This is a genomic window from Geminocystis sp. NIES-3709, from assembly GCF_001548115.1.
In the GTDB taxonomy this organism is placed as follows: domain Bacteria; phylum Cyanobacteriota; class Cyanobacteriia; order Cyanobacteriales; family Cyanobacteriaceae; genus Geminocystis.
On record NZ_AP014821.1, the window covers coordinates 3745146 to 3768828 of the forward strand.

General features: G+C 35.9%; 21 protein-coding genes and 1 pseudogene. 9 read left to right on the plus strand and 13 right to left on the minus strand.

Annotated elements, in window-relative coordinates:
• Positions 1-56: 56 nt before the first annotated feature.
• Complete coding sequence (gene lpxD, locus GM3709_RS15965) at positions 57-1091, minus strand: UDP-3-O-(3-hydroxymyristoyl)glucosamine N-acyltransferase (protein ID WP_066121125.1); 1035 nt, start codon at positions 1089-1091, stop codon at positions 57-59.
• Positions 1092-1102: 11 nt separating this feature from the next.
• Between lpxD and GM3709_RS15970 the strand changes: the two genes are divergently transcribed.
• Positions 1103-1678 carry a TerD family protein gene (locus GM3709_RS15970; protein WP_066121127.1) on the plus strand — a complete coding sequence of 192 codons (576 nt, stop codon included), beginning with the start codon at positions 1103-1105 and terminating at the stop codon, positions 1676-1678.
• 413 nt (positions 1679-2091) lie between these two features.
• Here the strand turns inward: GM3709_RS15970 and GM3709_RS15975 are convergent, their stop codons facing one another.
• The 3 genes from GM3709_RS15975 to infC all read right to left on the minus strand — a co-directional run bounded on the left by GM3709_RS15975 (position 2092) and on the right by infC (position 6443).
• Positions 2092-4329, minus strand: coding sequence for a PBP1A family penicillin-binding protein (locus tag GM3709_RS15975; RefSeq protein WP_066121130.1), 2238 nt, complete (start codon positions 4327-4329; stop codon positions 2092-2094).
• 206 nt (positions 4330-4535) lie between these two features.
• Entirely contained in the window at positions 4536-5777 is a 1242-nt protein-coding gene (argJ, locus tag GM3709_RS15980) for a bifunctional ornithine acetyltransferase/N-acetylglutamate synthase (RefSeq protein ID WP_066121132.1), read from the minus strand.
• A 126-nt stretch (positions 5778-5903) separates the two neighbouring features.
• Positions 5904-6443, minus strand: a complete 540-nt coding sequence (gene infC, locus GM3709_RS15985; RefSeq protein WP_066121135.1) for a translation initiation factor IF-3 — start codon at positions 6441-6443, stop codon at positions 5904-5906.
• 197 nt (positions 6444-6640) lie between these two features.
• On the opposite strand from infC, the gene GM3709_RS15990 reads away from it, so the two are divergent.
• The 3 genes from GM3709_RS15990 (at position 6641) to GM3709_RS19895 (ending at position 8876) form a co-directional block, all read left to right on the plus strand.
• On the plus strand, positions 6641-7495 hold the full coding sequence (locus tag GM3709_RS15990; protein WP_066121137.1) for a branched-chain amino acid ABC transporter permease: 855 nt from the start codon (positions 6641-6643) through the stop codon (positions 7493-7495).
• Positions 7496-7688: 193 nt separating this feature from the next.
• Positions 7689-8630: an IS5 family transposase gene (locus GM3709_RS15995; protein ID WP_066121139.1), complete on the plus strand. Its 942-nt coding sequence runs from the start codon at positions 7689-7691 to the stop codon at positions 8628-8630.
• Between the two features lie 156 nt (positions 8631-8786).
• On the plus strand, positions 8787-8876 hold the full coding sequence (locus GM3709_RS19895) for a type II toxin-antitoxin system VapC family toxin (protein WP_144439452.1): 90 nt from the start codon (positions 8787-8789) through the stop codon (positions 8874-8876).
• Positions 8877-9072: 196 nt separating this feature from the next.
• Here GM3709_RS19895 and GM3709_RS16000 read toward each other — a convergent pair whose 3' ends face one another.
• The 5 genes from GM3709_RS16000 to GM3709_RS16025 form a co-directional block, all read right to left on the minus strand.
• A complete protein-coding gene (locus GM3709_RS16000) occupies positions 9073-10542 on the minus strand; it encodes a UbiD family decarboxylase (RefSeq protein WP_066121141.1) in 1470 nt (489 codons plus the stop codon).
• Positions 10543-10717: 175 nt separating this feature from the next.
• On the minus strand, positions 10718-11356 hold the full coding sequence (locus tag GM3709_RS16005) for a histidine phosphatase family protein (RefSeq protein WP_066121143.1): 639 nt from the start codon (positions 11354-11356) through the stop codon (positions 10718-10720).
• An 837-nt stretch (positions 11357-12193) separates the two neighbouring features.
• Positions 12194-12727: a hypothetical protein gene (locus tag GM3709_RS16015; RefSeq protein WP_066121147.1), complete on the minus strand. Its 534-nt coding sequence runs from the start codon at positions 12725-12727 to the stop codon at positions 12194-12196.
• Positions 12728-12875: 148 nt separating this feature from the next.
• The gene (locus GM3709_RS16020; protein ID WP_066121149.1) at positions 12876-13439 is read right to left on the minus strand and encodes an acireductone dioxygenase; all 564 of its coding nucleotides are present in this window, start codon (positions 13437-13439) and stop codon (positions 12876-12878) included.
• A 4-nt stretch (positions 13440-13443) separates the two neighbouring features.
• Positions 13444-14070 (minus strand): methylthioribulose 1-phosphate dehydratase, encoded by a 627-nt coding sequence (locus GM3709_RS16025; RefSeq protein ID WP_082713083.1) that lies wholly within the window; start codon positions 14068-14070, stop codon positions 13444-13446.
• Between the two features lie 180 nt (positions 14071-14250).
• Between GM3709_RS16025 and groL the strand changes: the two genes are divergently transcribed.
• Both groL and GM3709_RS16035 read left to right on the plus strand, forming a co-directional pair.
• Complete coding sequence (gene groL / locus GM3709_RS16030) at positions 14251-15915, plus strand: chaperonin GroEL (RefSeq protein ID WP_066121152.1); 1665 nt, start codon at positions 14251-14253, stop codon at positions 15913-15915.
• Positions 15916-16376: 461 nt separating this feature from the next.
• Positions 16377-16799, plus strand: a complete 423-nt coding sequence (locus tag GM3709_RS16035; RefSeq protein ID WP_066121154.1) for a DUF29 family protein — start codon at positions 16377-16379, stop codon at positions 16797-16799.
• A 194-nt stretch (positions 16800-16993) separates the two neighbouring features.
• On the opposite strand, the gene aqpZ is transcribed toward GM3709_RS16035, so the two are convergent.
• Positions 16994-17731: an aquaporin Z gene (gene aqpZ / locus GM3709_RS16040; protein WP_066121156.1), complete on the minus strand. Its 738-nt coding sequence runs from the start codon at positions 17729-17731 to the stop codon at positions 16994-16996.
• 216 nt (positions 17732-17947) lie between these two features.
• Positions 17948-18595: a TVP38/TMEM64 family protein gene (locus tag GM3709_RS16045; RefSeq protein WP_066121158.1), complete on the minus strand. Its 648-nt coding sequence runs from the start codon at positions 18593-18595 to the stop codon at positions 17948-17950.
• Positions 18596-18827: 232 nt separating this feature from the next.
• On the opposite strand from GM3709_RS16045, the pseudogene GM3709_RS16050 reads away from it, so the two are divergent.
• The 3 genes and pseudogenes from GM3709_RS16050 to purN form a co-directional block, all read left to right on the plus strand.
• Positions 18828-19640 (plus strand): annotated as a pseudogene (locus GM3709_RS16050) (RNA-guided endonuclease TnpB family protein); the annotation flags it as partial.
• A gap of 49 nt (positions 19641-19689) precedes the next feature.
• Positions 19690-20853, plus strand: coding sequence for a 1-deoxy-D-xylulose-5-phosphate reductoisomerase (gene dxr, locus GM3709_RS16055; RefSeq protein ID WP_066121160.1), 1164 nt, complete (start codon positions 19690-19692; stop codon positions 20851-20853).
• Between the two features lie 62 nt (positions 20854-20915).
• Positions 20916-21554, plus strand: a complete 639-nt coding sequence (purN, locus tag GM3709_RS16060) for a phosphoribosylglycinamide formyltransferase (protein WP_066121162.1) — start codon at positions 20916-20918, stop codon at positions 21552-21554.
• Positions 21555-21560: 6 nt separating this feature from the next.
• On the opposite strand, the gene GM3709_RS16065 is transcribed toward purN, so the two are convergent.
• Positions 21561-22703: an FtsW/RodA/SpoVE family cell cycle protein gene (locus GM3709_RS16065; protein ID WP_082713084.1), complete on the minus strand. Its 1143-nt coding sequence runs from the start codon at positions 22701-22703 to the stop codon at positions 21561-21563.
• A gap of 186 nt (positions 22704-22889) precedes the next feature.
• On the minus strand, positions 22890-23669 hold the full coding sequence (locus tag GM3709_RS16070) for a hypothetical protein (RefSeq protein ID WP_066121167.1): 780 nt from the start codon (positions 23667-23669) through the stop codon (positions 22890-22892).
• Positions 23670-23683: the final 14 nt, after the last annotated feature.

Genomic DNA, 23683 nt, shown 5'->3' on the forward strand with positions numbered 1-23683 from the left:
TAAACCTTTATTTTTCAAGGTTTTTTACAGCTCACTGAGATTTTATGCGTCTTAGCCTACAAGGATTTTTTTTGCAATTCTTTGACAATTTTATAAATTTCAGGCAATTTCTTATAAATAGCCGATACTTTTAAATATAGTTTATTTGCCACAGCCGGAGAACCCGATACTGTCTCTCCTGTTTTTACGTCATTATGTATCCCTGTTTGAGCAGAAGCGATCGCATTATCTCCGATTTGTACCTGATTAGCAACACCGACTTGCCCAGCGAGAATAACCCGATTACCTAATTTTACACCCCCGGCTAACCCCACTTGAGCCGCCAAGGCACAGTTTTCGCCAATATCTCCATTATGCCCGATGTGGACTAAGTTATCTAATTTTGTGTTTTTACCGATGCGAGTGATACCCACCGCAGGGCGATCGACAGTACTATTACACCCAATTTCCACCCCATCTTCCAATATCACATAACCTGATTGTTGCATCTTATACCAACCTTCAGGAATCGGTACGAAACCAAAACCCTCACCACCAATAACAGCACCACTATGGATCACACAATTTGAACCTATTTGACTTCTTTCTTCGATCGTAGCGTTAGCATGGATTAAAGTTCCACTGCCAATAGTAACATGAGGATAGATAACAACATTAGGAAAGATACAGACATGATCCTCAATTACAACTCCTTTTTCAATTACCACATTAGCAGCGATCGCCACATTTTTGCCTAATTTAACATCTTCACCAATAACGGCAGTGGGGTGAATTTTGGACTCAGGTTGAAAAGGTTGATAAAATAAACCAATAGCTTGGGCAAAAGTAAGACGAGGGTAAGCAGAAGATAACCAAGCAATACCTCTTTTTGTAGCCAACTCTTGTAAGGACAAATCTAGTGGTAAAATAAGAGCAGAAGCTGTTGTAACGGCTACCATTTTGGCAAACTTATCACCTTCAATATAACTTAGTGTATTAACTTCCGCTTGATCAATAGGCATAATACTATTAACCTCAGGATTAAGATGCGGATTTGTATTGAGACTATGAGCTTGAGGTGATAATTGACTAATAAGATCACTAAATTTCATACAATTAAATTATGACTATTTCACTACAAAAAGGACAAAGAATTTCATTAGCAAAAGTAGCACCAACCCTAGTAGCCGGATTTATTGGTTTAGGTTGGGATACTAATTCAACAGATACGGGAGGAGATTTTGATTTAGATGTATCTGTATTTCTTTTAGGTACTAACGAAAAATTAGTTTCCGATAAACATTTCATTTTTTACAATAACCTAATTAGTCCCGATTCTGATCAATCAATCAAACTTTTAGGAGATAATCGCACGGGAGAAGGAGAAGGAGATGATGAAGGTTTAATCGTTGATTTGCGCAAAGTACCCTCTGATGTGGCTAAAATTGTCGTGACAGTAACTATTTATGATGCCAATAAAAGACACCAAAATTTTGGACAGGTAACCAATGCTTATATCCGTCTTGTAGATGTACAAACTAAAGAAGAAATTTTACGTTATGACTTAACAGAAGATTTCTCTGTAGAAACTGCCGTCATAATGGCTGAATTATATAACAAAGATGGTGATTGGCGTATTAATGCCGTTGGTAGTGGTTATGAAGGAGGATTACAAACCCTGCTTGATAAGTATAGCTAATGAAAAATAAATTTTATAGGGTATCTATACTATAAATATAAATATAGCAACTCATAATATCCTGTTTCATGGGCAATGTTCGTTTATATATAATTCGTAATTACCATGAGCAGGTTTACTACTAGCGGTACTTAAACTAAAAATATAAAACTATGAGTCTCAAATCTTTATGAATCAAAGATTTTACATCGATTAATAACTTTTCCTTTGATAGTAGGAGTTTCAGCCATTTTTATCTTGTTTACCTAAATCCCTTATGCTGACTGTATTTTAAGCTATTTTTGCACAAAAATTTCTCAAAGTACCGCTAGGAGGGGTATTGAGATAGTAGAAGAAATTAACTATTAGTTTAAGCAATACTCGATCGATTTATTGAGGAAGTTTACTCAAATTTTCTTTTGAATAAGAAACATTTATAAAATTTTTTTCATATAATTTCCCCATAATATAGCGGCTTGTCCACTACTACTATTAGTCGGGGAGTTGTTATCATTTCCCAACCAAATTCCCGTCACCAAATTATCTTTAGTAACGTAGCCGATAAACCACAAATCAACTCCTTTATTGGTTGTACCTGTTTTTCCTGCTTCGTCTTTACCCACGGATGCACTTCTACCAGTGCCTGAAGTAATAACTTGTCGTAGCATTTGGTTCATAGTTTGAGCAATTTTAGGGTTAATAACTTGTTTTTGCTCGTCACTATTTTCATTAAATCGATAAATTTCTCGACAGGTATTATGTTTTTCAAAGTCTTGACAGTCTCTCCCATCTCTAATTACTTTGATAGCGTGAGGGCGTGACCAAATTCCTTGATTGGCAAAAGCGGTATAAGCACCTGTTATTTCTAGCACATTGACTTCACTTTGTCCTAATATTAATCCCGGAACAGCATTTAACTCTGATTTAATACCTAATTTTTTCGCCATATCAACTACTTTATTTAAGCCTACATCTTGAGCAACTCTAAGGGCGATCGCATTTTCCGATAACGCCAAACCTTGATACATATTTGTAACTCCTCCTGTTCTTTCACAACCTCTATAGGTAAAACCTTGCCAACGGAGAGGGGAGCAAGAATAGCTCTTATTTGCTGAAATTCCTGCCTCTAAGGCAGCTGTATAGGCAAAAACCTTAAAAGTTGACCCCGGTTGTCTTTTGGCTTGAGTAGCCCTGTTAAACTGACTTTCCTTATAATCTTTTCCACCCACTAAAGCAACTATTTCTCCATTTTTTGCTCGAATACTGGCGATCGCACCTTGAGAAAAATTATTTTGTTTACCGTTATTAGCTAGATGATTTTTGAGACTGTCCTCTGCTATAGCTTGAATTTTAGGGTTTAATGCGGTTTCAATAATAAAATCTCCCTCTTGTGTCAAATTATCTCCTAATAAACGATTCATTTCTTGAAAAACGTGACTATAGTAATAAGGTGCTAAAATATTCGATAAAGTTTGTTGTGCTTTTGGACTAATATAAATTCTCGATCGTCTAGCCTTAGATGCTTCGTCTTTTGTGATCATCCCTGCATCTAGCATTCTTTCAATGACTCGGTTACGAAAATCAATAGTAGTGTCATAATCTTGTACAGGGTTATAGGCGTTGGGGGCAGGTAAAATGGCCACTAGGGTAGCAGATTCGACTAAATCTAAATCCTTAGCTGATTTGTCGAAATAAAATTGTGCCGCATCTTCAAAACCATACAAATTAACACCCAAATATACTCGATTAAGATAGGTTTTCAGGATGTCATTTTTGCTATAAACCGCTTCCAATTTCAATGCAACCATCATTTCTCGTAGTTTACGGGCTAAATTATTTTCTCTACCCACATCAGGATAAATACTTCGGGCTAGTTGTTGAGTTATAGTACTTGCACCCTGCTTAGCATCACCCCGTGTATTAATTAATATTGCTCTGAGTATGCCTAAAGGATCAACTCCAAAATGCCAATAATAGCGAGTGTCTTCTGAAGCCATTAAGGCTTTGGGTAAGTAAGGAGAAAATTCTTTTAAACTATCTAATTCTCGGTGAGGGGAGTCGATACGAGGAGAAAGTAGGGTTTTACCATCATCACCATACACTACCGTTGAACCACCTACATGATCAGGGATAGGATAAACATCATATTTTGTCCATTCAAAGCCTATCCAAGCCATAATCAAGAAGACAATAACTCCCCCAGTCATTAAACCATAACGAGCAAAAATCAAGGATTTTGGCAGACATTTATCAAAACGTATTTCTATGACATCTGCTAATTCTGGGGGGCCAAGAGTGATACGATCGTTATGTTCAAGGGTAAGGGATTGATAACGTTGAGTGCCAAAGTAAACACCGTTAGTAGAGTTTAAGTCACGAATAATAAATTTTTGAGGATTGTTAGTATCTCTTTCGATGACGCAGTGAGTTTGACTAATAATTGCACTACGGATAACTATATCGCAACTTTTAGTGCTTCTTCCTATGATATATCGATCGCCCAGTAAAGGATAAAAAGAGCTATGTTTTTCTTGTCCATTTTTAACGTAAATACCCGGTACTCTAGCATTGGGCTTAAGAGTAGGTATTTTGAATTGAGTTTGGACGTTATGCCAAATAGTGGTGACAACTTTACTGATGGAAGAATCAGAGTTACTCGATCGATGATCCATAATTTACCTTGATTTGAGTCAAAAAAAGAATTTTTAACCATACAAGTATAACAATCAATCACGGATTTTCTACAATGGTTATATCAAGTTCGGATAATCAGTTATAATCAAAGTCTCAGTCTTTGCAGTCTTTGCGAGAGATTCTACTATAATTATTTAATCGAACTTAATATTATAAAATGTCCCAATTTATTGGTTCTATATTGTTAAGTTGTATATTCAGCATTAATCTTCACATAATCGTAACTGAGATCACAACCCCATGCTTTCCCTACTCCTGAGCCGTTACCCACAGAGACAGAAATAGCTACAGTATCAGTTTTCAAGTACTCTCCTGCAGCCGCTTGTTTCAAATAATTACTAGCCGCAACTCGATCGAAGGGTTGAGGTTGTCCTCTTTCCATTAACAAGAAATCTCCCAGTTTAATCATCAAATCATCTTGGTTGAATTGTACCCCAGCACGACCCGCCGCCGCCGCAATACGTCCCCAATTGGGATCACGTCCGAAGATAGCCGATTTAACTAAAGATGATCCCACAATGGTTTTAGCGATTTGACGAGCAGAGGCTTCATCAGTAGCTCCTTTAACTTCTACTTCTACCAAACAGGTTGCACCTTCACCATCTCTGGCGATCGCTTTTGCCAAATGTTGACATACTTCTGTTAGCATTGCCTCTAATTTTTGCCCATTTTCATCAAGGCTAGTAATGGCAGGGGTACGAGATTGACCATTAGCAAGGGCAATTAAACTATCATTAGTGCTAGTATCACCGTCAACAGTAATTTGATTAAAACTTTTATCCGTAGCTCGTTTTAACATCTGTTGCCATAGTTGGGTGGAAACGGCTGCATCACAGGTAATAAAACCAAGCATGGTAGCCATATTCGGGTGAATCATGCCCGAACCCTTAGAAATACCGCCAATACGCACAGGACGACCATCGATCGTGGTTTCAAGGGCAATGGATTTAGTTACTAAATCAGTGGTAATAATGGCTTTTGCGGTGGCATCCCCACCATTTTCCGATAATTCAGCGACTAATTTAGGGATTGCACCTTTTAATATGTCCATTTTAATTCTTTGTCCGATAACCCCTGTCGAAGCTAAAAGAATTGAATCAGCATCAATATTTAATTCCTTGGCTAAAGCGTCTGCGGTATCTATGGCATCTTGCCAACCTTGTTCTCCCGTAGCAGCATTGGCTTGACCTGCATTACAAATAATAGCTCTGGCACTAGATTTTTTTTGCAATTTTTGACGACAATAGTCAACACAAGCGGCCCGAACCTCAGAAGTGGTAAATACTCCTGCGGCGATCGCATCGGTTTCCGAATAAATAAGAGCCAAATCAGGGGCTTTAGAAGGTTTTAACCCGGCGGTAATACCAGAAGATTTAAAGCCTTTAGGGGCAGTTAAACCCCCTTCAATTACTTTCCAGTCAGACATGATAATTAATTTAATGAGAAATGAGAAATTAGAAATTAATAATGGGAAAAAAGTAAACGATGAAAAGTTTAGTATGAACAAATTGTCTTGGGAGTCCCCTTGTCCACCTGTCTTCTAGTTCACCTCCTACTTTTTGGGTGAGAGAAACATGATCATATTTCGCCCTTCTTTTTTTGGTTTTTGTTGAATTTCTGCCAATTCTGCCAAATCCACAGCCATACGTTCTAATAATTCTTGTCCTAAGTGAACGTGTTGAGCCTCTCTACCTCTAAAGTTAATCGTGGCTTTAACTTTATCCCCAGCATTGAGAAAACGTTTTGCTTGACTGACTCGCACTTGATAATCATGCTCATCAATTTTATAACGCATTTTCACCTCTTTTATATCCGCCGTATGTTGCTTTTTGCGGATTGCCCTAGCTTTTTTCTCTTGTTCAAACTTAAATTTTCCGTAGTCCATGATACGACACACGGGTGGATCAGAAGTTTCACTGACTAAAACTAAGTCTAATTCTTGTTCTTCTGCCATGCGATTAGCATCTCTGGTATCGAGGATACCTAGTTGTTCCCCTTCTGTACCAATTACCCGTACTCTAGGAAAACGGATATTGTTGTTAATTTTCGGTAAATCTCTTTGATTTGTTTTTTTATTGTTGCTATAGGTCACAGGTTTTGATTAATGTCTCCAATACGATCGAATAAAGTTTGAGGTTGATTTAGTAATTAATAGTTTTTAGTGCTAGTCAATATTATAATTGGTGATTGCTAAGAAAGGATTATTTTTTCTCCATGATTATATAGTTAATGCTTTGATTAGTAATGATTTGCTCACAATATTAAAAAAAATTAAGAAGTTTGATCTCAATGGACACAATACAATCACTTTTCAATGGTGTGGCGGTAGGTAGTATTATCGCTTTAGCGGCGGTGGGTTTAACCTTAACGATGGGTATTTTACGGTTATCTAATTTTGCTCATGGAGATTTTTTGACTATGGGGGCTTATCTTACATGGTTGATCAATAGTAACGGGGTGAATATTTGGTTATCGATCGTGGTTAGTACTTTAGGTACAGTGATTCTAATGTTAATCTGTGAGCAATTGTTATGGAAGCCCATGCGAGATAAACGGGCTAGTAGCACTACTTTAATTATTATTTCTATTGGTTTGGCGCTGTTTTTGCGCAATGGTATTTTATTTATTTGGGGTGGTAGTAATCAAAATTATGATTTGCCTTTGGTGGAAGCGATCGATATTGGGGGGGTAAAAATTGCTTATTATCGTATTATTGTAGTTACTTTAACTATTGCTGCGATCGTTGCATTACATCTTATTCTTAAAAATACTAAAATAGGGAAAGCCATGAGGGCGGTAGCAGATAACATTGATTTAGCTAGAGTTTCAGGGATTAATGTAGAGCAAGTCGTTTTATTTACATGGATTATGACGGCGATGCTAACGGCTTTTGGTGGGGGGTTATTTGGTTTGATCACAACGGTACGACCAAATATGGGTTGGTTTCTGATTTTACCTATGTTTGCGGCGGTGATACTCGGAGGGATTGGTAATCCCTATGGTGCGATCGCTGGAGGGTTAATTATTGGCATTGCACAAGAATTAAGTGTGCCGATTTTTGGTTCTGAGTATAAGTTGGGAGTAGCTTTAGTAATTATGATCGGAATTTTATTAATTCGTCCTCAAGGTATTTTTGGGAAGTAATATTTTGTTTTTAGTAATCTGAATAAAATTTTCTTATAATAAGGCTATCTCAACAGTTTAATTATAACCATGTTAAAAAAAACCTTTGATGTCAACTTATTGGGGGATCATTTAGGCTTTGTTGCATGAATCGCTTGTGGAGAGTATTTTGAGATAAAATTAGGTATTGTTTTTCCATAGCCACCGTCAGAAGATGAAACAAAAATACCATCTAAGAAATTGGTCAGAATATGATCGAGGACTAAAACAAAGAGGAAGTCTGACATTTTGGCTTTCTGAAGAAGTCTTATCTAACTGGATTTTAACAGAAAAATCAGGAACTAGAGGAGCTGATAATTATTTCTCAGATCAAGCAATATTAACTTTTGTGATGGTGAAGTCTTTATTTAGTTTAGCGGGGAGACAAACGGAAGGTTTTTTAGAATCATTATTTGTTCTCATGGGGATTGATTTGCCAGTGCCAGACCATACTACGGTGTCTCGTAGAGCGAAAAATCTCGATGTAGTTCTACCAGTGAACAAAAGGGATGAACCTCGTCATGTGGTAGTAGATTCCACAGGGGTAAAAGTTTATGGTGAAGGTGAATGGAAAACCAGACAACACGGTGTAAGTAAAAGAAGAACATGGCGTAAATTACATTTAGCCGTAGATGAAAAAACAGGTGAAATTTTAGTAGCAGAAGTAACGACAAATAATTGCCATGACGGCGATGTACTAGAAAGTTTATTAGAAGCGGTAGAAGGTGAGATTGAGCAAGTTTCAGGGGATGGGGCTTATGATCGCGCAGCGCCAGAGCTTCGCTCTGATCAAAGAAAATGTTATCGGGCGATCGCCAAGAGAGGGGCAATGGCGACAATTCTACCACAAAACAATGCTCAAAAGTGGTCAGACATAGATGGAGACAGGAATAGAAATATCGAAAAAATTGAGGAAATAGGTAGAAAAGAATGGAAGGAAGAAAGTGGTTATAATCGACGTTCAATCAGTGAAACTACAATGTTTAGGCTAAAGACAATCTTTGGAGGAAAACTAAGTAGCAGAGATTTTGACAATCAGGCTGTGGAATTGTTTGTGAAATGTCTGTTGTTGAATAAAATGATCCAAATTGCCAAACCAGATAGCTATATAGTTTAACAACTCATAATGATAGGGTCATAGCGATCGTTCCTCTGAAAAATTGTTCGTTTTTTGATTCATGCAACAAAGCCGTTGGAAAGGACAAATTTGGATTGCGAATGATTTTGATGATGAATCACCAGAAGTTAACGCTATGTTTTACGGGGAAGATGAATGAAGTTTTTATTAGATACTCATATTCTCTTGTGGTGGTTAGGAGATGACGAAAAATTATCACCACAGATAAGGGCAATTATTAAATAATTAGTTCACATTATCGCATTCGGGTGTGGTTCTTTTAAAAAGATTATCAAATCTTGTGATCATTTTTGGTAGATAAATGCAATTATTCGCAATTATTAATCTTGAAAAGTCTTTATTTCAGTTCAAATTAATTATCAAAACTGATTTCAAATACAATACAGAAGTTATCTTCATAGAAGAACCGTGCCCATCGCATTCACCATTTCCATTTAATCATAACTTTCTGACGCACTTCATCTGGATAGGCAAAGTCGAAGCTAGAAGTCTTAGTTCTACCTTTATCAGGTTCTGGTAACAAACCGTCATGAACAACTTTTGAACCACGACAGTTTTCCCGCTCGGCATGTGAATAACAGGTGAGTAAAGGCAATATTGAACCCTCTTTAACAATTTGTCGATTGACTGGATGACAGCGGGTTGGAATAGCCCACAACACATCTTTTATGTTTGTTGGATCAATATCATCATCAAGGACATAAATGACTTCCATGCAATGCCCAAACAAAGACTTCCAAACGATGTCTGCAATTTTTTCGGAAAATTCTAGGGATGTGGTGTCAGGAAGTTTTTCACGCCAGTCAGGTGAAACCGTAATAATCATCCAACTTACAGCTGTTTCAAAGGGAGTCCAAGCCATACTGACAGGCAGTCCTGATTCCTGTAACAATCCTAAACCTTCAACAGAAAATCCAAGTCCTGCGCAGGTATGAAATTCATCTACAGGTCTCCCCTCGGCGACAAAAGGCCAAATAGCATTGTCTCTATGAGAAATTGATTGAATATGATAAGTGGGTTGCATTTGTGTTTCAGTGGCTAAATAACCTTGATATTCACCGAATGGACCTTCTAAGGAATCCTTCACCAAGGAAACATAGCCCTCAATCACCACTTCAGAGCTTGCTGGAACTTCAAGGTCCACCGATTCGCACCGAACAACTTCTATAGGCTCACCGAAATGAGCTCCCAGATAATCTGATTCACTTATCCAGTCTTCCAGTGGCATTGCCGATACAAAAGGCAACCCTGGCTCGCAACCTTGGCAAAGTGCAAAAGGCATAGGTTTGCCTATTTTTACCCACATATCCCAAATCATTCTGATATGCTGTGGTTTTTGGAATAATCCAGTCATGCGCTTACCATCAAGTTTTTCCACCCGAGCTATAGACCAACTAGTCCAATTACCATCTGGTGAACGGACGACAATTGTTCCCCAAGTATTTGCGTAAGGCCCACCATCGCCTTCATGAAGTGTTCCTATGGGAAAAATATCCAGAGTAGCATCGTCACCTATAAATATATTCTGTTTGAAGGGGGCGGTATCAACGATTTTAGGTTTAATTTTTGGTTTCGTACGACTTGCAACCAAAGACTTAACGATTTCTGTCCATGTCGAATTGATTGGAAGACCCACAGAGAGTGCAACTCTGGCTGCCTGACAATTTGGGATGGAACTGAGTGCACCAGGAGCCCCCAGTGCGCGCATACCAGGTTTAGAGCCTTTTATATTAGTAAATAAAGGAGCAGGTGCCTGAACAGCCTGATCATATCCGCGTCTAGCAAATGCCGCCATTTCTAAAAATGGATCCACCTCGTGATCAATATAACAAACATCACCTAAATTATGTAATATATCAATATAGTCTCTTATGCTTTTTAAACGCTTCATTCTATTTTCTCTTTTTATTTTTTATCTACATTGTATTGCAAAAATCATAAATTAGAAAAATATTGATAATATCTATTCCCGATCGAACCATATTAACCAACATTCCTGTGTTGATTACAAGGGGCATCATCTAACCTTGATTTTTAAGCCTTCTGATCATTTAAGCAAACCCTAATTATGTTCCTTGCCTATTCTTCAAATCTTCTCGAAGGTGTGATCGATCGGCTAAAATTTTGAGTAAAGGCCCTCTTACCGTAAATTCTACCACTGTCACCGAAGCAACGGGCAGAGCAATACGATCTCGATAACGTCCAATATCAATACCTAATAAACTACAAAGCATAATGCGAATAGTAGCCTTATGAGAAACAACCAAAACGTTACCCGTAGAATAATTTTGTTCAATTTCCTCTAAAACTTGACTACTACGTCTAGCTATATCAATACCTTTTTCTCCTCCCGTGGGGGCATTCCAGCCCGGATCGGCTAACCAGCGTACATACTCATCATGATATTCTTGATTAACTTGTTGAGGGGTTTTTCCTTCCCAATTACCATAAGCAATTTCTCGTAATCCGTCTCGTTGTTGAATTCCCATACCCAAGGTTTTAGCTAAAGGGGTTGCGGTGGCAATAGTTCGAGATAAAGGACTCGAAAAAATACCCTGCCAAGGCAAATTTTTATAGGCTTGACAAAAATCTTCAGCCATCAAATATCCTTCCGCCGTCAAGTCTAAATCGAGAATACCACAATAACCACCACTGAGACTAGAAGTTGTTTCTCCGTGTCTCAAAAAGTAAATTGTTAAACTCATATTGAATAGACTCTCCAATAATTATAAAATACAATCAGTTATAACAAACCATTTATGAATTTACACTATATTTTTAATTATTCCTGAGTTAAAATCATAATTTCTGGAAAAGTCTAATAAGTTACAAAGTTATTTGCATATATAATGTTGTGAAAGTTATTGATAATCTCTATTCTCGATCGATCCTGATGTAATATTTATTTTGATATGATTCGATCATAATTACTAGATTCTGACAATTTCTTTTCTTTTTCGAGTCTGGAAAATTTACTGGTAATGTCGCTTCTTGTGAAATTGGAAAACCAACCTTCGGAATTGTTGAAGAAACGAATAGCGGTATGTTCCTATTTTCAGATCAAAGTACAAATTAGAGGTAGCAGTTATTATGATCGGAATTTTATTAATTTGTCCTCAAGGTATTTTTGGGAAGTAACCTTCTATTTGTGTTAGGCTTCCCACAGCAAATGCTTAATACAATGTCATGAGTGAAATTTTTTACCATAGGTTTCGAGATCATATGATTTGACACAGTATTCATGAAATCCATTCGCCCAAGCGGACAAATCTGTATTTCTAAATGCTGTTGCAACAGATGCTTCTACCATTTTAAAATGTCCACACTCACTGAGTTCAGAGAGTAACCGTACTAGTTCAGAATCTAAAAATGGCATTTTGTCTGTAACTACAGAAATAAATTTATCAACTTGATTTTTATAATAAAAAAAGTATTCTATCCAGTTAGCATAATTACCTTGAACATCTTTTATTTTTATAAACTAAATTAACTTGCCACAACTTGTTGGCTTGCAAGTTAGGACTTCGACGCTCAATGCTAGGTTAGTGCGGTTTACGGAAAACGCCAGCAATTTGAGCAGGATCGACCTTTCCACTATAAATATCTTGACACGCTTTCAGCTCTTTTTTAGTTATTTTAGCCACATAGTCCTTGAGTTCTTGCCCATCACTCAGTGGAAAGAATTTGAGTGGTAAAGGTGCTACCAATGTTCCTGTATCAACGGGTTCTGCCAATTCATCAACCACGAAAAGGACTAAACCGCCAATGGTAAATGGGTGATGTTGTGGGCTTTCTGTGAAAGGTGTCACATCCACAAGTTTGTTGTCAGGAGCAAGCCAAACTGCGTGATGTGTTGCCATCAAATAATCGCCATGGTGTAAATTAACACGGTGGTGGAGAGTCCAACCAAATAAAATACGGCCTCCATCCTTCTCGACTTTAGCCAACACATTTTGAAAACAGCATACAGGACGAGCTTCGCTTTCGGGTAAATGTAATGCTTTACACAAAGGTTGCGGACTTATTTCAGACGCGAACTCCTTCATTTCCTCTATCAATTTCCGTTTTGTAATCATAATTTTGAATACACAAATCTGTCAAGCCGTGCGCTTGTAGCTAACTCATAATTATATCGCAATTTCGGTCTAATACCATATATTGAACTATATCAAGATAAATACTATATAGGGATCGATCGTAATTACTTGATTATGACAATTTCTCTTAGTTTTCGAGTCTGGAAAATTTACTAGCAATATCACTTCCCGTAAAATTGGCAACCCAACCTTCTGGATTATTAAAAAAACGAATAGCGATAAAATTGGGATTCTCTCCCATATCGAACCAATGACGAGTATTAGCTGGTACACTAATTAAATCTCCTCTAGTGCATAAAACTTCAAACACTTGATTTTCGATGTGTAAGCTAAATAAACCCTCACCATCTACGAAAAAGCGCACTTCATCTTCACTGTGAGTATGCTCATTTAAAAATTTTTCACGGAATGCCTTTTTATTGGGGTTATCCGCCGTTAAACTAACTACGTCAACGGTTAAATATCCTTCTTCATTGATTAATTGATCAACTTCTGATTTATAAGCCTTTAAGATTTCCTCTTGAGTCGCTCCTGATGTTAGACTTTCGATCGTGTGCCATTGTTCAAATCTTACGTTAACTTGTTTTAATTGGTAAGTTATTTTATCTATTTTGTCTGTTTCCGATAAGGTATTACTATCAAAAATAGGTGTACTAGGATTATCTTCATTAAATACTTTTAAAGCCGTCATAAATTTATTTACCTTTAATACGCATAATTTCTAATTCACATTGTATTAAATATTCGATCGCTTCTAAATGTCTTAAGGTTTCTGCCATATCCTTACCCCAAGTATAAGCTCCATGACCTCGAATGAGATACCCCCAACAAGGAATTTTTTTGTTTAGATATTCGATAACTTCATCCGCCAAACTAGCTATGTCTTGAGTATTAGCAAATATCGGGATTTCGATCGAACTTTCATGGGTAGAAATTCCTGTAAAGGCTTTTAATAACTCATAACCTTTTAATTTCCATGAGGAATTTTCTGTTAAAAGAGTAAGCAAAGTACTATTAAGCGAATGAGTATGCAACACTGCACCAATATGAGGATTCCAACCATACAAACTTGTATGTAAAAGAGTTTCTGCTGATGGTTTTTTCTCGTCTTGGGATTTTCCGTTTAAATCCACCACCATAATATCATCAGGGATTAATCTACCTTTATGTTTACCTGATACGGTAATAGCACAGTAATTATCATCTAATCTTTGAGAAAAATTACTGCTAGTGGCTGGAGTCCAACCTTGACTATCAAGAAAATTAGCCGTTTCAATAATGCTAATAATTGCGATGTCTAAATCCTGTGACGAATAAGTCAATTTAACTAATCCTTTCAATCAAAACTTAAAGAATAATATTTTAACCTAACCTGCCTTGAAACTTTAATCAAACATATTAATACACAAACTAATCAAGGTGCTGATAACCGTATTAGCACTCAGACCCTAAGAGCGCTAAATTTATATATGGTGAATCAAAAATCTTAAATTAAAATATTTATGGCTAAGATCGTATCATTTAAAGAAGAATCCAGAAGATATTTAGAGCAAGGAGTTAATGCTTTAGCTAATGCCGTTAAAGTAACTTTAGGCCCTAAAGGTAGAAATGTATTATTAGAAAAAAAATTTGGTGCGCCTGAAATCGTAAAAGACGGAGTCAGCGTTGCGAAGGAAATTGAATTAGAAAATCCTTTACAAAATGCAGGGGCTAGATTAGTTAGAGAAGTTGCTTCCAAAACTAAAGACATCGCCGGAGATGGTACTACTACTGCTACGGTTATCGCTCAAGCAATGATTCATGAAGGCTTAAAAAATGTTACTGCTGGTGCTAATCCTGTGGCTTTACGTCGTGGTATTGACAAAGCTGTAGCCTTTTTAATTAAAGAAATCGGAGTCATTGCACAACCCGTACAAGGTTCGGCTATTAGTCAAGTTGCGACAGTTTCTGCTGGTAATGATGAAGAAATCGGCGAAATGATTGCTCTAGCAATGGATAAAGTAACCAAAGATGGTGTTATTACTGTAGAAGAATCCAAGTCTTTAGCTACAGAATTAGAAGTAGTGGAAGGTATGCAGATCGATCGAGGTTATGTATCTCCTTACTTTATCACCGATCAAGAAAAGCAAATTGTTGAGTTTGAAAATCCCTTCATTCTTGTTACTGATAAAAAAATTAGTGCGATCGCCGATTTAGTTCCTGTATTAGAAAATGTAGCACGTTCTGCTCGTCCTTTATTAATTATCGCTGAAGATGTGGACGGTGAAGCCTTAGCGACTTTAGTGGTAAACAAAGCCAGAGGTGTTTTAAATGTAGCCGCTATCAAAGCTCCTAGTTTTGGCGATCGCAGAAAAGCCGCTTTAGAAGATATTGCTATTCTAACAGGAGGACGTGTAATCTCTGAAGATATAGGTTTAAGCCTTGATACCGTTAGCCTCGATATGTTAGGAAAAGCTCGTAAAATCACTATCGAGAAAGATAACACTACGATCGTAGCAGATGGTGGCAATACTGCTGATGTACAAAAAAGAGTTGCTCAAATTCGCAAACAATTAGCAGAAACTGATTCTGATTATGATGCAGAAAAGTTACAAGAACGTATTGCTAAATTAGCTGGTGGTGTCGCTGTTATCAAAGTGGGTGCGGCGACTGAAACCGAATTAAAAGAACGTAAATTACGCATTGAAGATGCTTTAAATGCTACTAAAGCGGCTGTTGATGAAGGAATTGTACCCGGTGGTGGTGCAACCTTAATCCATTTGTGTTCTAAATTAGCTACTTTTAAAGATACCCTCACCATTGAAGAAGAAAGAATTGGTGCAGAAATCGTGATGAAAGCGATCGAATCACCTTTACGTCAAATTGCCAATAATTCAGGGGTTGAAGGTTCAGTAGTGGTAGAAAAAGTCAGAGAATCTAACATTAATATCGGCTATAACGCCTTAACCAATGAATATCAAGACTTAATCGCTGCGGGAATTATTGATCCTGCTAAAGTTGTACGCATTTCTTTACAAAATGCAGCCTCGATCGCTGGTTTAGTAATAACCACTGAAGCCTTAGTAGTAGAAAAACCACAACCAGAAGCTCCAGCCCCTGATATGGGCGGCATGGGCGGAATGGGTGGCATGGGTGGCATGGGAATGCCTGGCATGGGAATGATGTAATCAGAATTTGGAATCTGTTACCGTAGCCTAAAAACAAGTCACAAACTTATAGTTGTTTCAATTAACTTGGAGACACTTTTAAAAACCTAAGTCTTTGATAAACAATAGTTACAGGTTTTGATTTTGTTTCATATTGATTTGAAATGACTATAAAAATAGTTTTTCAAGACTTAATCAAAGAATCTAAATGTAGGGTGGGGAAAGCCCACCTTTTCGTTAGAATAGTGATCATAAAATTCATGTATTGTAGGTTGGGTTAAATCTGTGAAACTTAAACAGCCAAAACTCCTAAAAATACTATTCTTAATATTAATTAGAGGTTGCTTACTTATCTATAATGTATCTCTCGCAAAGATGCAAAAGTTATAAGAAAAGTGGCTATTTTTTCATATCCAATATCACTAACGCCAACTTGCCCAAATCCAGTTTTTCAGAAAGTTGTGGTTACTAAGGAGTATAAAATGGAAGAATTGTTAACTTTGCGTCAATATATAGAGGAGAAAAATTACCATCAAGCCCTCGAATTGATAGCAGAATTAGAGGAAATGTCAAAAGAAGATAAACTAAATAAAATTTTTAGTTATGCAGTTATTTTATTATTACATTTAATCAAACAACAAGCAGAAAAAAGAACAACTCGCTCTTGGGATTTTTCTATTTATAATTCTACTAAAGAAATAAAAAAAATTAATAAAAGGCGTAAATCAGGTGGTTATTATGCCACTGAAGAAGAATTAAGAGAAATAATAGCGGATGCCTTTGATACGGCGATAAGAAAAGCATCTTTAGAAGCATTTGAAGGAAAATATAGTTCGGAAGAATTAATAACAAAAATTGATTCTAATTCGATTCAATCTTCTGCTTTAAAATTGATTTTATTTTAGAACAAAATATTTAGTCAAAGATTTATATATCCTGTCTAATATTAGGTTCGATTAAATAATTATAGTAGAATTTTTCGCAAAGACCCCAAAAAAAGCAAAGCATCATTATAACTGATTATCCAAACTAGAGATAAATGATTACTGCACAATTAATTGATCTCCTCTTTTGGTAGTCTTTCCATCTTCTCTTTTTCCTAATTTTCCATATCTTCCACAGAAGGAGAAGAAGATTCAGCAAAATAGCTATAGTAAAGATAACCGGCTAAAACTGCTCCTAAAATGGGGGCGAACCAAAATAACCATAATTGTCCTATAATTTCGATATTGCCCGAAAATAGTGCAACTCCAGTACTTCTAGCAGGATTAACTGAAGTGTTAGTAACAGGAATACTTATTAAATGAATTAATGTTAACCCTAAACCAATGGGGATAGGTGCAAAACCAGCAGGCGCTCTTCTATCTGTTGAACCTAAAATAATAATTAGAAAAATAAAAGTCATTATTATTTCAGTAATTAATGCAGATAACAAAGAATAACCACCGGGAGAATGACTACCATAACCATTGGTAGCTAAAGGATTACTTCCCGTTAAAGCAAAACCATCTGCACCACTGGCAATGATTAAAATAATTAAACCGGCTAAAATTGCTCCTACTACTTGAGCAATAATATAGGGTAATAACTCCGAGCTAGGAAATCTTTTTCCAGCCCATAAACCGAAGGAAACCGCAGGATTAAAATGACCACCTGATATATGTCCTACAGCATAAGCCATAGTTAATACTGTTAAGCCAAAAGCAAGGGAAACCCCGACAAAAGCAATCCCAAAAGGATTACCATCGCCGCCAAAATTAGCGGCTAAAACGGCACTGCCACAACCGCCTAAAACTAACCAGAAAGTGCCGATTAACTCAGCTACATATTTCTTCATTATTCTTATGTGAATTCGATAAATTTATTGTTAAATTCAATCAAATTATAGAAATTCACCATAAAAAAAACAATAAGTTTTGTTAATAGTAAAAAATTATACTTTTGAAGAGAATAATTTGTGCGTTAAACTAAGACCCATTTAACTTGCATAGTTTAATCTTAGTAAAAATTGGTGAAAATCTTATTTATTGCCAATGAGCCTATCCTCAATATTCTACTTAGATGCCTCTGAGCTTATCTCTTTTTGTTCTTCATCAAGAACTTTTTTGGCTATTTTAGTAATATAAATGGTTACTGCAACCGTGGCAATAAAGCCGACCATATTAAGGATCAAACGTAATGTATCAGTATTCCCCGTTGTGGCTTCTAGGGCAGTTTTGGGTATTGAACCAATATAAACGTACATGATTGTACCGGGTAGCATTCCAAACCATGAAGCAAAGAAAAAATCTCTTAAGGATACTTTTGTCAGGCTAAAAGCATAATTTAAAAATACAAAAGGAAAAAGGGGAGATAATCGTGTTAAAGCAACTATTTTCCATCCTTCTTTTGCCACTGCGGCATCGATCGATCTAAACTTAGGTTGAGTTTCAATTTGTTTTTCTACCCATCCCCTCAAAAAATAACGTCCGATTAAAAAAGCAAGGGTTGCACCAGTAACGGATCCGATCGATACTAAGATAGATCCTTTGACTACTCCAAAAATTAATCCAGCACCTAATGTTAGCGCAGATCCTGGAATTAATACGATCGTGGCGATGATATAGATAAATATAAATCCTACAACCCCCCAAGCTCCCCATTGAGCGATCGAATCATTAATATTACTTAAAAAATTGTTGATGTGTTCAAAGATTTCCATATTGATAATTGATAATTGATAATTGACAGTTAGGAAGGATTAACAATTAATAATAAAAATTTGCTAATTTCTCCTTCTAAATTCCTCATCCCAAACTCCCTATATTCTAAACTCATCAATAACTTTTGGATCTACTGAAATTGTTATCAAAATTCTTGGGTTTAAAACCCCGTCCTTTTCGGACAACTTTATATTTCTTAAATTCGTTACCATTCCCCAAAATGTGCGTTAAATTAAAAAGGTTTACTGTAAAGTTTCTCGTTTACCATTCGGTGAATTAAAATCGATTACCATTTCTGTAAATCCGTCAGGACAATATTTTGCTTCCTGTCTCTATGATGACGGGCAAGATACTCCTGAGCAAAACCCAGAAGGTAAAGCGATTGGTATTGATGTCGGAATAAATCATTTTGCAATTACTAGCGATGGTAGCAAACATGGAAACCCTAAACATTACCGTAAATATGAGAAAAAATTAGCTAAAAGACAAAAACAGTTAGCGAAGAAACAAAAAGGCTCTAAAAACCGCCATAAAGCGAGAAAAGCGGTAGCTAAAGTCCATGAGAAAATAGTTAGATGTAGAGAAGATTTTTTGCACAAACTATCACGCAAAATAGTTAACGAAAACCAAGTAATATGTGTAGAGAATTTAGCAGTGAAAAACATGGTTAAAAATCACAAATTAGCTAAATCTATTAGTGATTGTGGTTGGAGGCAATTCTGCACTATGCTTAAATATAAAGCAGAATGGGAAAGTAAAATTTACCTTGAAGTAGATAGATTTTTCCCTAGGTCTCAAACCTGTAGTAACTGCCGACATCAAGTGGACAGTTTAAGTTTAGATATGAGGCTGTGGCAATGTCCTAGATGTATGAAAATACATGACAGAGATGTTAATACAGCGAAAAATATCAGAGATGAAGGTTTGCGTATTTAAAATGCGGTAGGGCATATCGTCAGAGCTTCTGGAGAAAGAGTAAGACCGAGTAAAGGCACCGCTTTTACAAGGCATCCTTTGGTGAAGGAAGAATCCTCTCGCCTTTAGGCAGGGGAGTTGTCAAAAGATATTCATAATCAAATTTATATATTAATTTATGAAACTAATTTCTATACTAGGTTCTACTGGTTCGATCGGTACTCAAACTTTGGATATAGTAAGAGATCATCCCGATCGATTTCAAGTAGTAGGATTAGCCGCCGGAAATAATATCACTCTTTTAGCTGAACAAATTAGAGAATTTAACCCCGAAATAGTTGCTATTCAAAATCCGGATAAATTATTAGACTTAAAAAATGCGATCGCTGATTGTCCTCAACAACCAATTTTATTAGCAGGAAAAGACGCTATTTGTGAAGTTGCTAGTTATGGCAATGCAGAAAGTGTTGTTACAGGGATTGTCGGTTGTGCTGGATTATTACCGACTATTGCCGCTATCAAAGCTGGAAAAGACATCGCTTTAGCTAATAAAGAAACCTTGATTGCAGGTGGCCCTGTGGTGTTACCTTTAATAAAAGAGTATGGTGTAAAATTATTCCCTGCGGACTCTGAGCATTCGGCAATTTTTCAATGTTTGCAAGGTGTACCCGAAAAAGGCTTACGGAAAATTATTTTAACCGCTTCTGGTGGTTCATTTCGAGATTTACCCGTAGAAAAATTAGCTAGTGTAACAGTACAAGATGCTTTAAAACATCCTAACTGGTCTATGGGACAAAAAATCACGATCGATTCTGCTACTTTAATGAATAAGGGTTTAGAAGTCATTGAAGCTCATTATTTATTCGGTTTAGATTATGATGATATTGATATAGTTATTCATCCTCAAAGTATTATTCATTCTATGATAGAGCTACAGGATACTTCCGTTTTAGCTCAATTGGGATGGGCAGATATGCGCTTACCTTTACTCTATGCTTTATCTTATCCCGATCGTATTCCTACTAATTGGGAAACCCTTGATTTAGTCAAAGTTGGCAGTTTAACCTTCCGAGAACCAGATCATAATAAATATCCTTGTATGCAATTAGCCTATGATGTAGGGAGGGTTGGAGGTTGTTTACCAGCGATATTAAATGCCGCCAATGAACAAGCAGTGGCATTATTTTTACAAGAAAAAATCGGTTTTCTCGACATTCCTCGTTTAATTGAGTCGGCTTGCGATCGTTTTTCAGATCAAAATAAATCTGATCCCAGTTTAGATGATATTTTACACGCTGACGAGTGGGCAAGAAAAGCAGTTATGGAATTATTTGCATTGTAGTTTTTTTAGAGATTGCTCATGGTGATATGATTTAATTAAGAATTATTAATTGATCATTTTCTATGACAAACTCCACCTATTTGATTTCTCCCTCTTTAACAAAAGAACAATTACAATTAGAGAATACTGTAAGATTGGGGGTTATGGCTTCGGGTAGTGGTAGTAATTTTGAGGCGATCGCCCAAGCCATTAATGAGGGGAGATTAAATGCTAAGATTGAGGTCTTAATCTATAATAATCCTAATGCTAAAGTAAAAGAAAGAGCCGATCGATTAAACATACCTACAGTTTTACTTAATCACAAAGATTACAAAACCAGAAAAGCCTTTGATAAAGCGATCGTCAAAGTATTCCAAACCCATCAAGTACAATGGGTTGTTATGGCCGGATGGATGCGCATTATTACTCAGGAATTGTTAAACGCTTATCCCCAAAAAGTGATTAATATTCATCCTAGTATTTTACCTAGTTTTAAGGGTATTAATGCCGTTGAGCAATCATTAGAAGCAAAAGTAAAAGTAACAGGATGTACAGTCCATTTAGTTGATTTAGAGGTAGATAGTGGACTAATTTTAATTCAAGCTGTTGTACCCATTTTCCCTGATGATACTGCTGATAGTTTACACGATCGAATCCAAATTCAAGAACATCGTATAATTGTTGATGGCATCGCCTTAGCTGTTAAAAAAGTTGACAGTTGATAATTCTCAATTCTCCATTCTGATAACTTCCTGTTGAGTCTCGATCGCAACTCGGATCAATAAACCTGCTAAAATTAAACTACTCATCACAGAACTACCCCCATAACTTAAAAAAGGAAAAGGTAAACCAGTAGTTGGTAAAACACCAACATTCACCCCTATATTGAGTAAAGATTGACCGACTAAAATTACCATAACACCAACTGCAATCAAACGTTTAATTGGGTGATTAGATTTTAAAGTTACAAAAAAAGCGACAGTAGCATAAGTTATCACCATCAAAATTAAAATAACAGTGCCAAGAAAACCAAATTCCTCGGCAAATACTGCAAAAATAAAATCCGTATATTGAAAAGGTAGATAAAATAACTTTTGTTGAGACATTCCGAAACCTACCCCCAACTCACCACCAGACCCAATTGCTAGTAAACTTTGTACTAACTGATAACCGTCACCTCTTGCATCTTTCCAAGGGTCAGTAAATGATACAATTCGTTTTAACTGATAAGGATTTAATGCCACACTCAAAGAAGCCGTCACCATACCCATCATTGCTGTTGCTAATAATTGTATATAGGGTAAACCACCAGCTAAAGCCATTAACCATAATGTCATTCCACATAAAGCAGTTGTACTTAGATTGGGTTGTTTCAAAATACAGGCTAAAGTAAAAGCAAAAATACCTAGCCATGTACCTTTAATTTGCCAAGGTAGTTTTTTCCAACCGGCAAAAATAGTCGCACCTTGTAAAACTAGAAAGGGCTTAAGTAATTCTGAGGGTTGAATTTGAATTGGGCCAATAGAAATCCATCTTTCTGCACCATTAATATTTTCTCCTAAACCGACCACTGTGCCAATAATTAAAACTAAAGCACCAAGATAAAACCAAGGTGAGTATTTTAAGATAATTTTTAGGGGCAATTCTATAACTATTTTGAAACAAACTAAACCAATAATCATCCAAAATGCTTGACGCTTAAAATAAAACCAACCATCGTTAGATTCATCTAAGCCAACGGCATAGGAAGCAGAAAATAAAGCAATTAAACCGATTAATAACCATAAAAAAGTTAACCACCGCAACAATCTTGCTTCTAATGACCATTCATCTATATCTGGTTGATAAAATGGGATAATATAACGGAAAATATCCATAGAGAAAGATAATGTTATTTTAGTTAACTTTTTAGAATAACATATACTAATCCTAAACCAGTTCTATAAAAACTGTTTAAAAAAGGCAATAGGCAATGGTAATGGTATTTTCGATAATTTTTCTAATAATTGATTGTTCACAAATGATTTAGGACTGCTTAAGACATAATATTTTTGTTCTTATTTTTCCCAAGGCTTTAATTTAAGATATTCATAAATTGCTTTTATATTATTTTCTGTTTTATTTATTTTCATTTGCATCTCTTTTACTATTATAATTAAATCCTTTAAATTCCTTTCTTGTATTGTCTGTTTATCTACTAGACTTTGTTGCTTTTTTGTGATCATACTCATACCTTCTTGAATACTTAGATTAAAGTTTTGTTGAAATATATTTTGATTATTTTTTGCTCCTTCTCCTTTTTCTTGATATTTATTAATTTTTTCTATTAATGTTTTTAAAAAATCATTATTTTCTGATGAATTAATTGAATTAATAAATTCTAAAATAGGCTCGATCGAGCTTTTGATATTATTATATTCTAGTCTTAATTGTTGTTGATATTTTTCAAGTTTTTGTCTTTGAATAGTCAAAAATTCTGATTGTTCATTGATAGTGTTAATAATTTCCTGTTTTTGATTCAAAAAATATTTAATTGAATCTAACTCTTGTTGTATATTTTGATCTAAATTTTGATATTTTTTTTCACTGGTATTTAAAAATTCTTCAGCAGATTTAATACGATTAACTAAATTAATAAAACTAGATTCTCCTCCTAGTAATTCTACCGATTTATATACTGATTCTAGTTTAAATAAATCATTTTTTAACAATTTTGCTTCCTCTTGTATTGTTTCTGCAAAATTAACTCTTTCTTCCGCTTTAATCAATAAATCATTGACAATAGTTTTAAGTTTTTCTAAATCCTGAATTGTATCGGAATCTTTTATCTCATTCATAGAATTTTTATCAC

Excerpts from the sequence above, each read along its gene's own strand:
- lpxD (WP_066121125.1), bottom strand. The coding sequence starts at position 1,091 with ATGAAATTTAGTGATCTTATTAGTCAATTATCACCTCAAGCTCATAGT.
- GM3709_RS15970 (WP_066121127.1), top strand. The coding sequence starts at position 1,103 with ATGACTATTTCACTACAAAAAGGACAAAGAATTTCATTAGCAAAAGTA.
- GM3709_RS15975 (WP_066121130.1), bottom strand. The coding sequence starts at position 4,329 with ATGGATCATCGATCGAGTAACTCTGATTCTTCCATCAGTAAAGTTGTC.
- argJ (WP_066121132.1), bottom strand. The coding sequence starts at position 5,777 with ATGTCTGACTGGAAAGTAATTGAAGGGGGTTTAACTGCCCCTAAAGGC.
- GM3709_RS15990 (WP_066121137.1), top strand. The coding sequence starts at position 6,641 with ATGGACACAATACAATCACTTTTCAATGGTGTGGCGGTAGGTAGTATT.
- GM3709_RS15995 (WP_066121139.1), top strand. The coding sequence starts at position 7,689 with ATGAAACAAAAATACCATCTAAGAAATTGGTCAGAATATGATCGAGGA.
- GM3709_RS19895 (WP_144439452.1), top strand. The coding sequence starts at position 8,787 with ATGAAGTTTTTATTAGATACTCATATTCTCTTGTGGTGGTTAGGAGAT.
- GM3709_RS16000 (WP_066121141.1), bottom strand. The coding sequence starts at position 10,542 with ATGAAGCGTTTAAAAAGCATAAGAGACTATATTGATATATTACATAAT.
- GM3709_RS16005 (WP_066121143.1), bottom strand. The coding sequence starts at position 11,356 with ATGAGTTTAACAATTTACTTTTTGAGACACGGAGAAACAACTTCTAGT.
- GM3709_RS16015 (WP_066121147.1), bottom strand. The coding sequence starts at position 12,727 with ATGATTACAAAACGGAAATTGATAGAGGAAATGAAGGAGTTCGCGTCT.
- GM3709_RS16020 (WP_066121149.1), bottom strand. The coding sequence starts at position 13,439 with ATGACGGCTTTAAAAGTATTTAATGAAGATAATCCTAGTACACCTATT.
- groL (WP_066121152.1), top strand. The coding sequence starts at position 14,251 with ATGGCTAAGATCGTATCATTTAAAGAAGAATCCAGAAGATATTTAGAG.
- GM3709_RS16035 (WP_066121154.1), top strand. The coding sequence starts at position 16,377 with ATGGAAGAATTGTTAACTTTGCGTCAATATATAGAGGAGAAAAATTAC.
- aqpZ (WP_066121156.1), bottom strand. The coding sequence starts at position 17,731 with ATGAAGAAATATGTAGCTGAGTTAATCGGCACTTTCTGGTTAGTTTTA.
- GM3709_RS16045 (WP_066121158.1), bottom strand. The coding sequence starts at position 18,595 with ATGGAAATCTTTGAACACATCAACAATTTTTTAAGTAATATTAATGAT.
- dxr (WP_066121160.1), top strand. The coding sequence starts at position 19,690 with ATGAAACTAATTTCTATACTAGGTTCTACTGGTTCGATCGGTACTCAA.
- purN (WP_066121162.1), top strand. The coding sequence starts at position 20,916 with ATGACAAACTCCACCTATTTGATTTCTCCCTCTTTAACAAAAGAACAA.
- GM3709_RS16070 (WP_066121167.1), bottom strand. The coding sequence starts at position 23,669 with ATGAATGAGATAAAAGATTCCGATACAATTCAGGATTTAGAAAAACTT.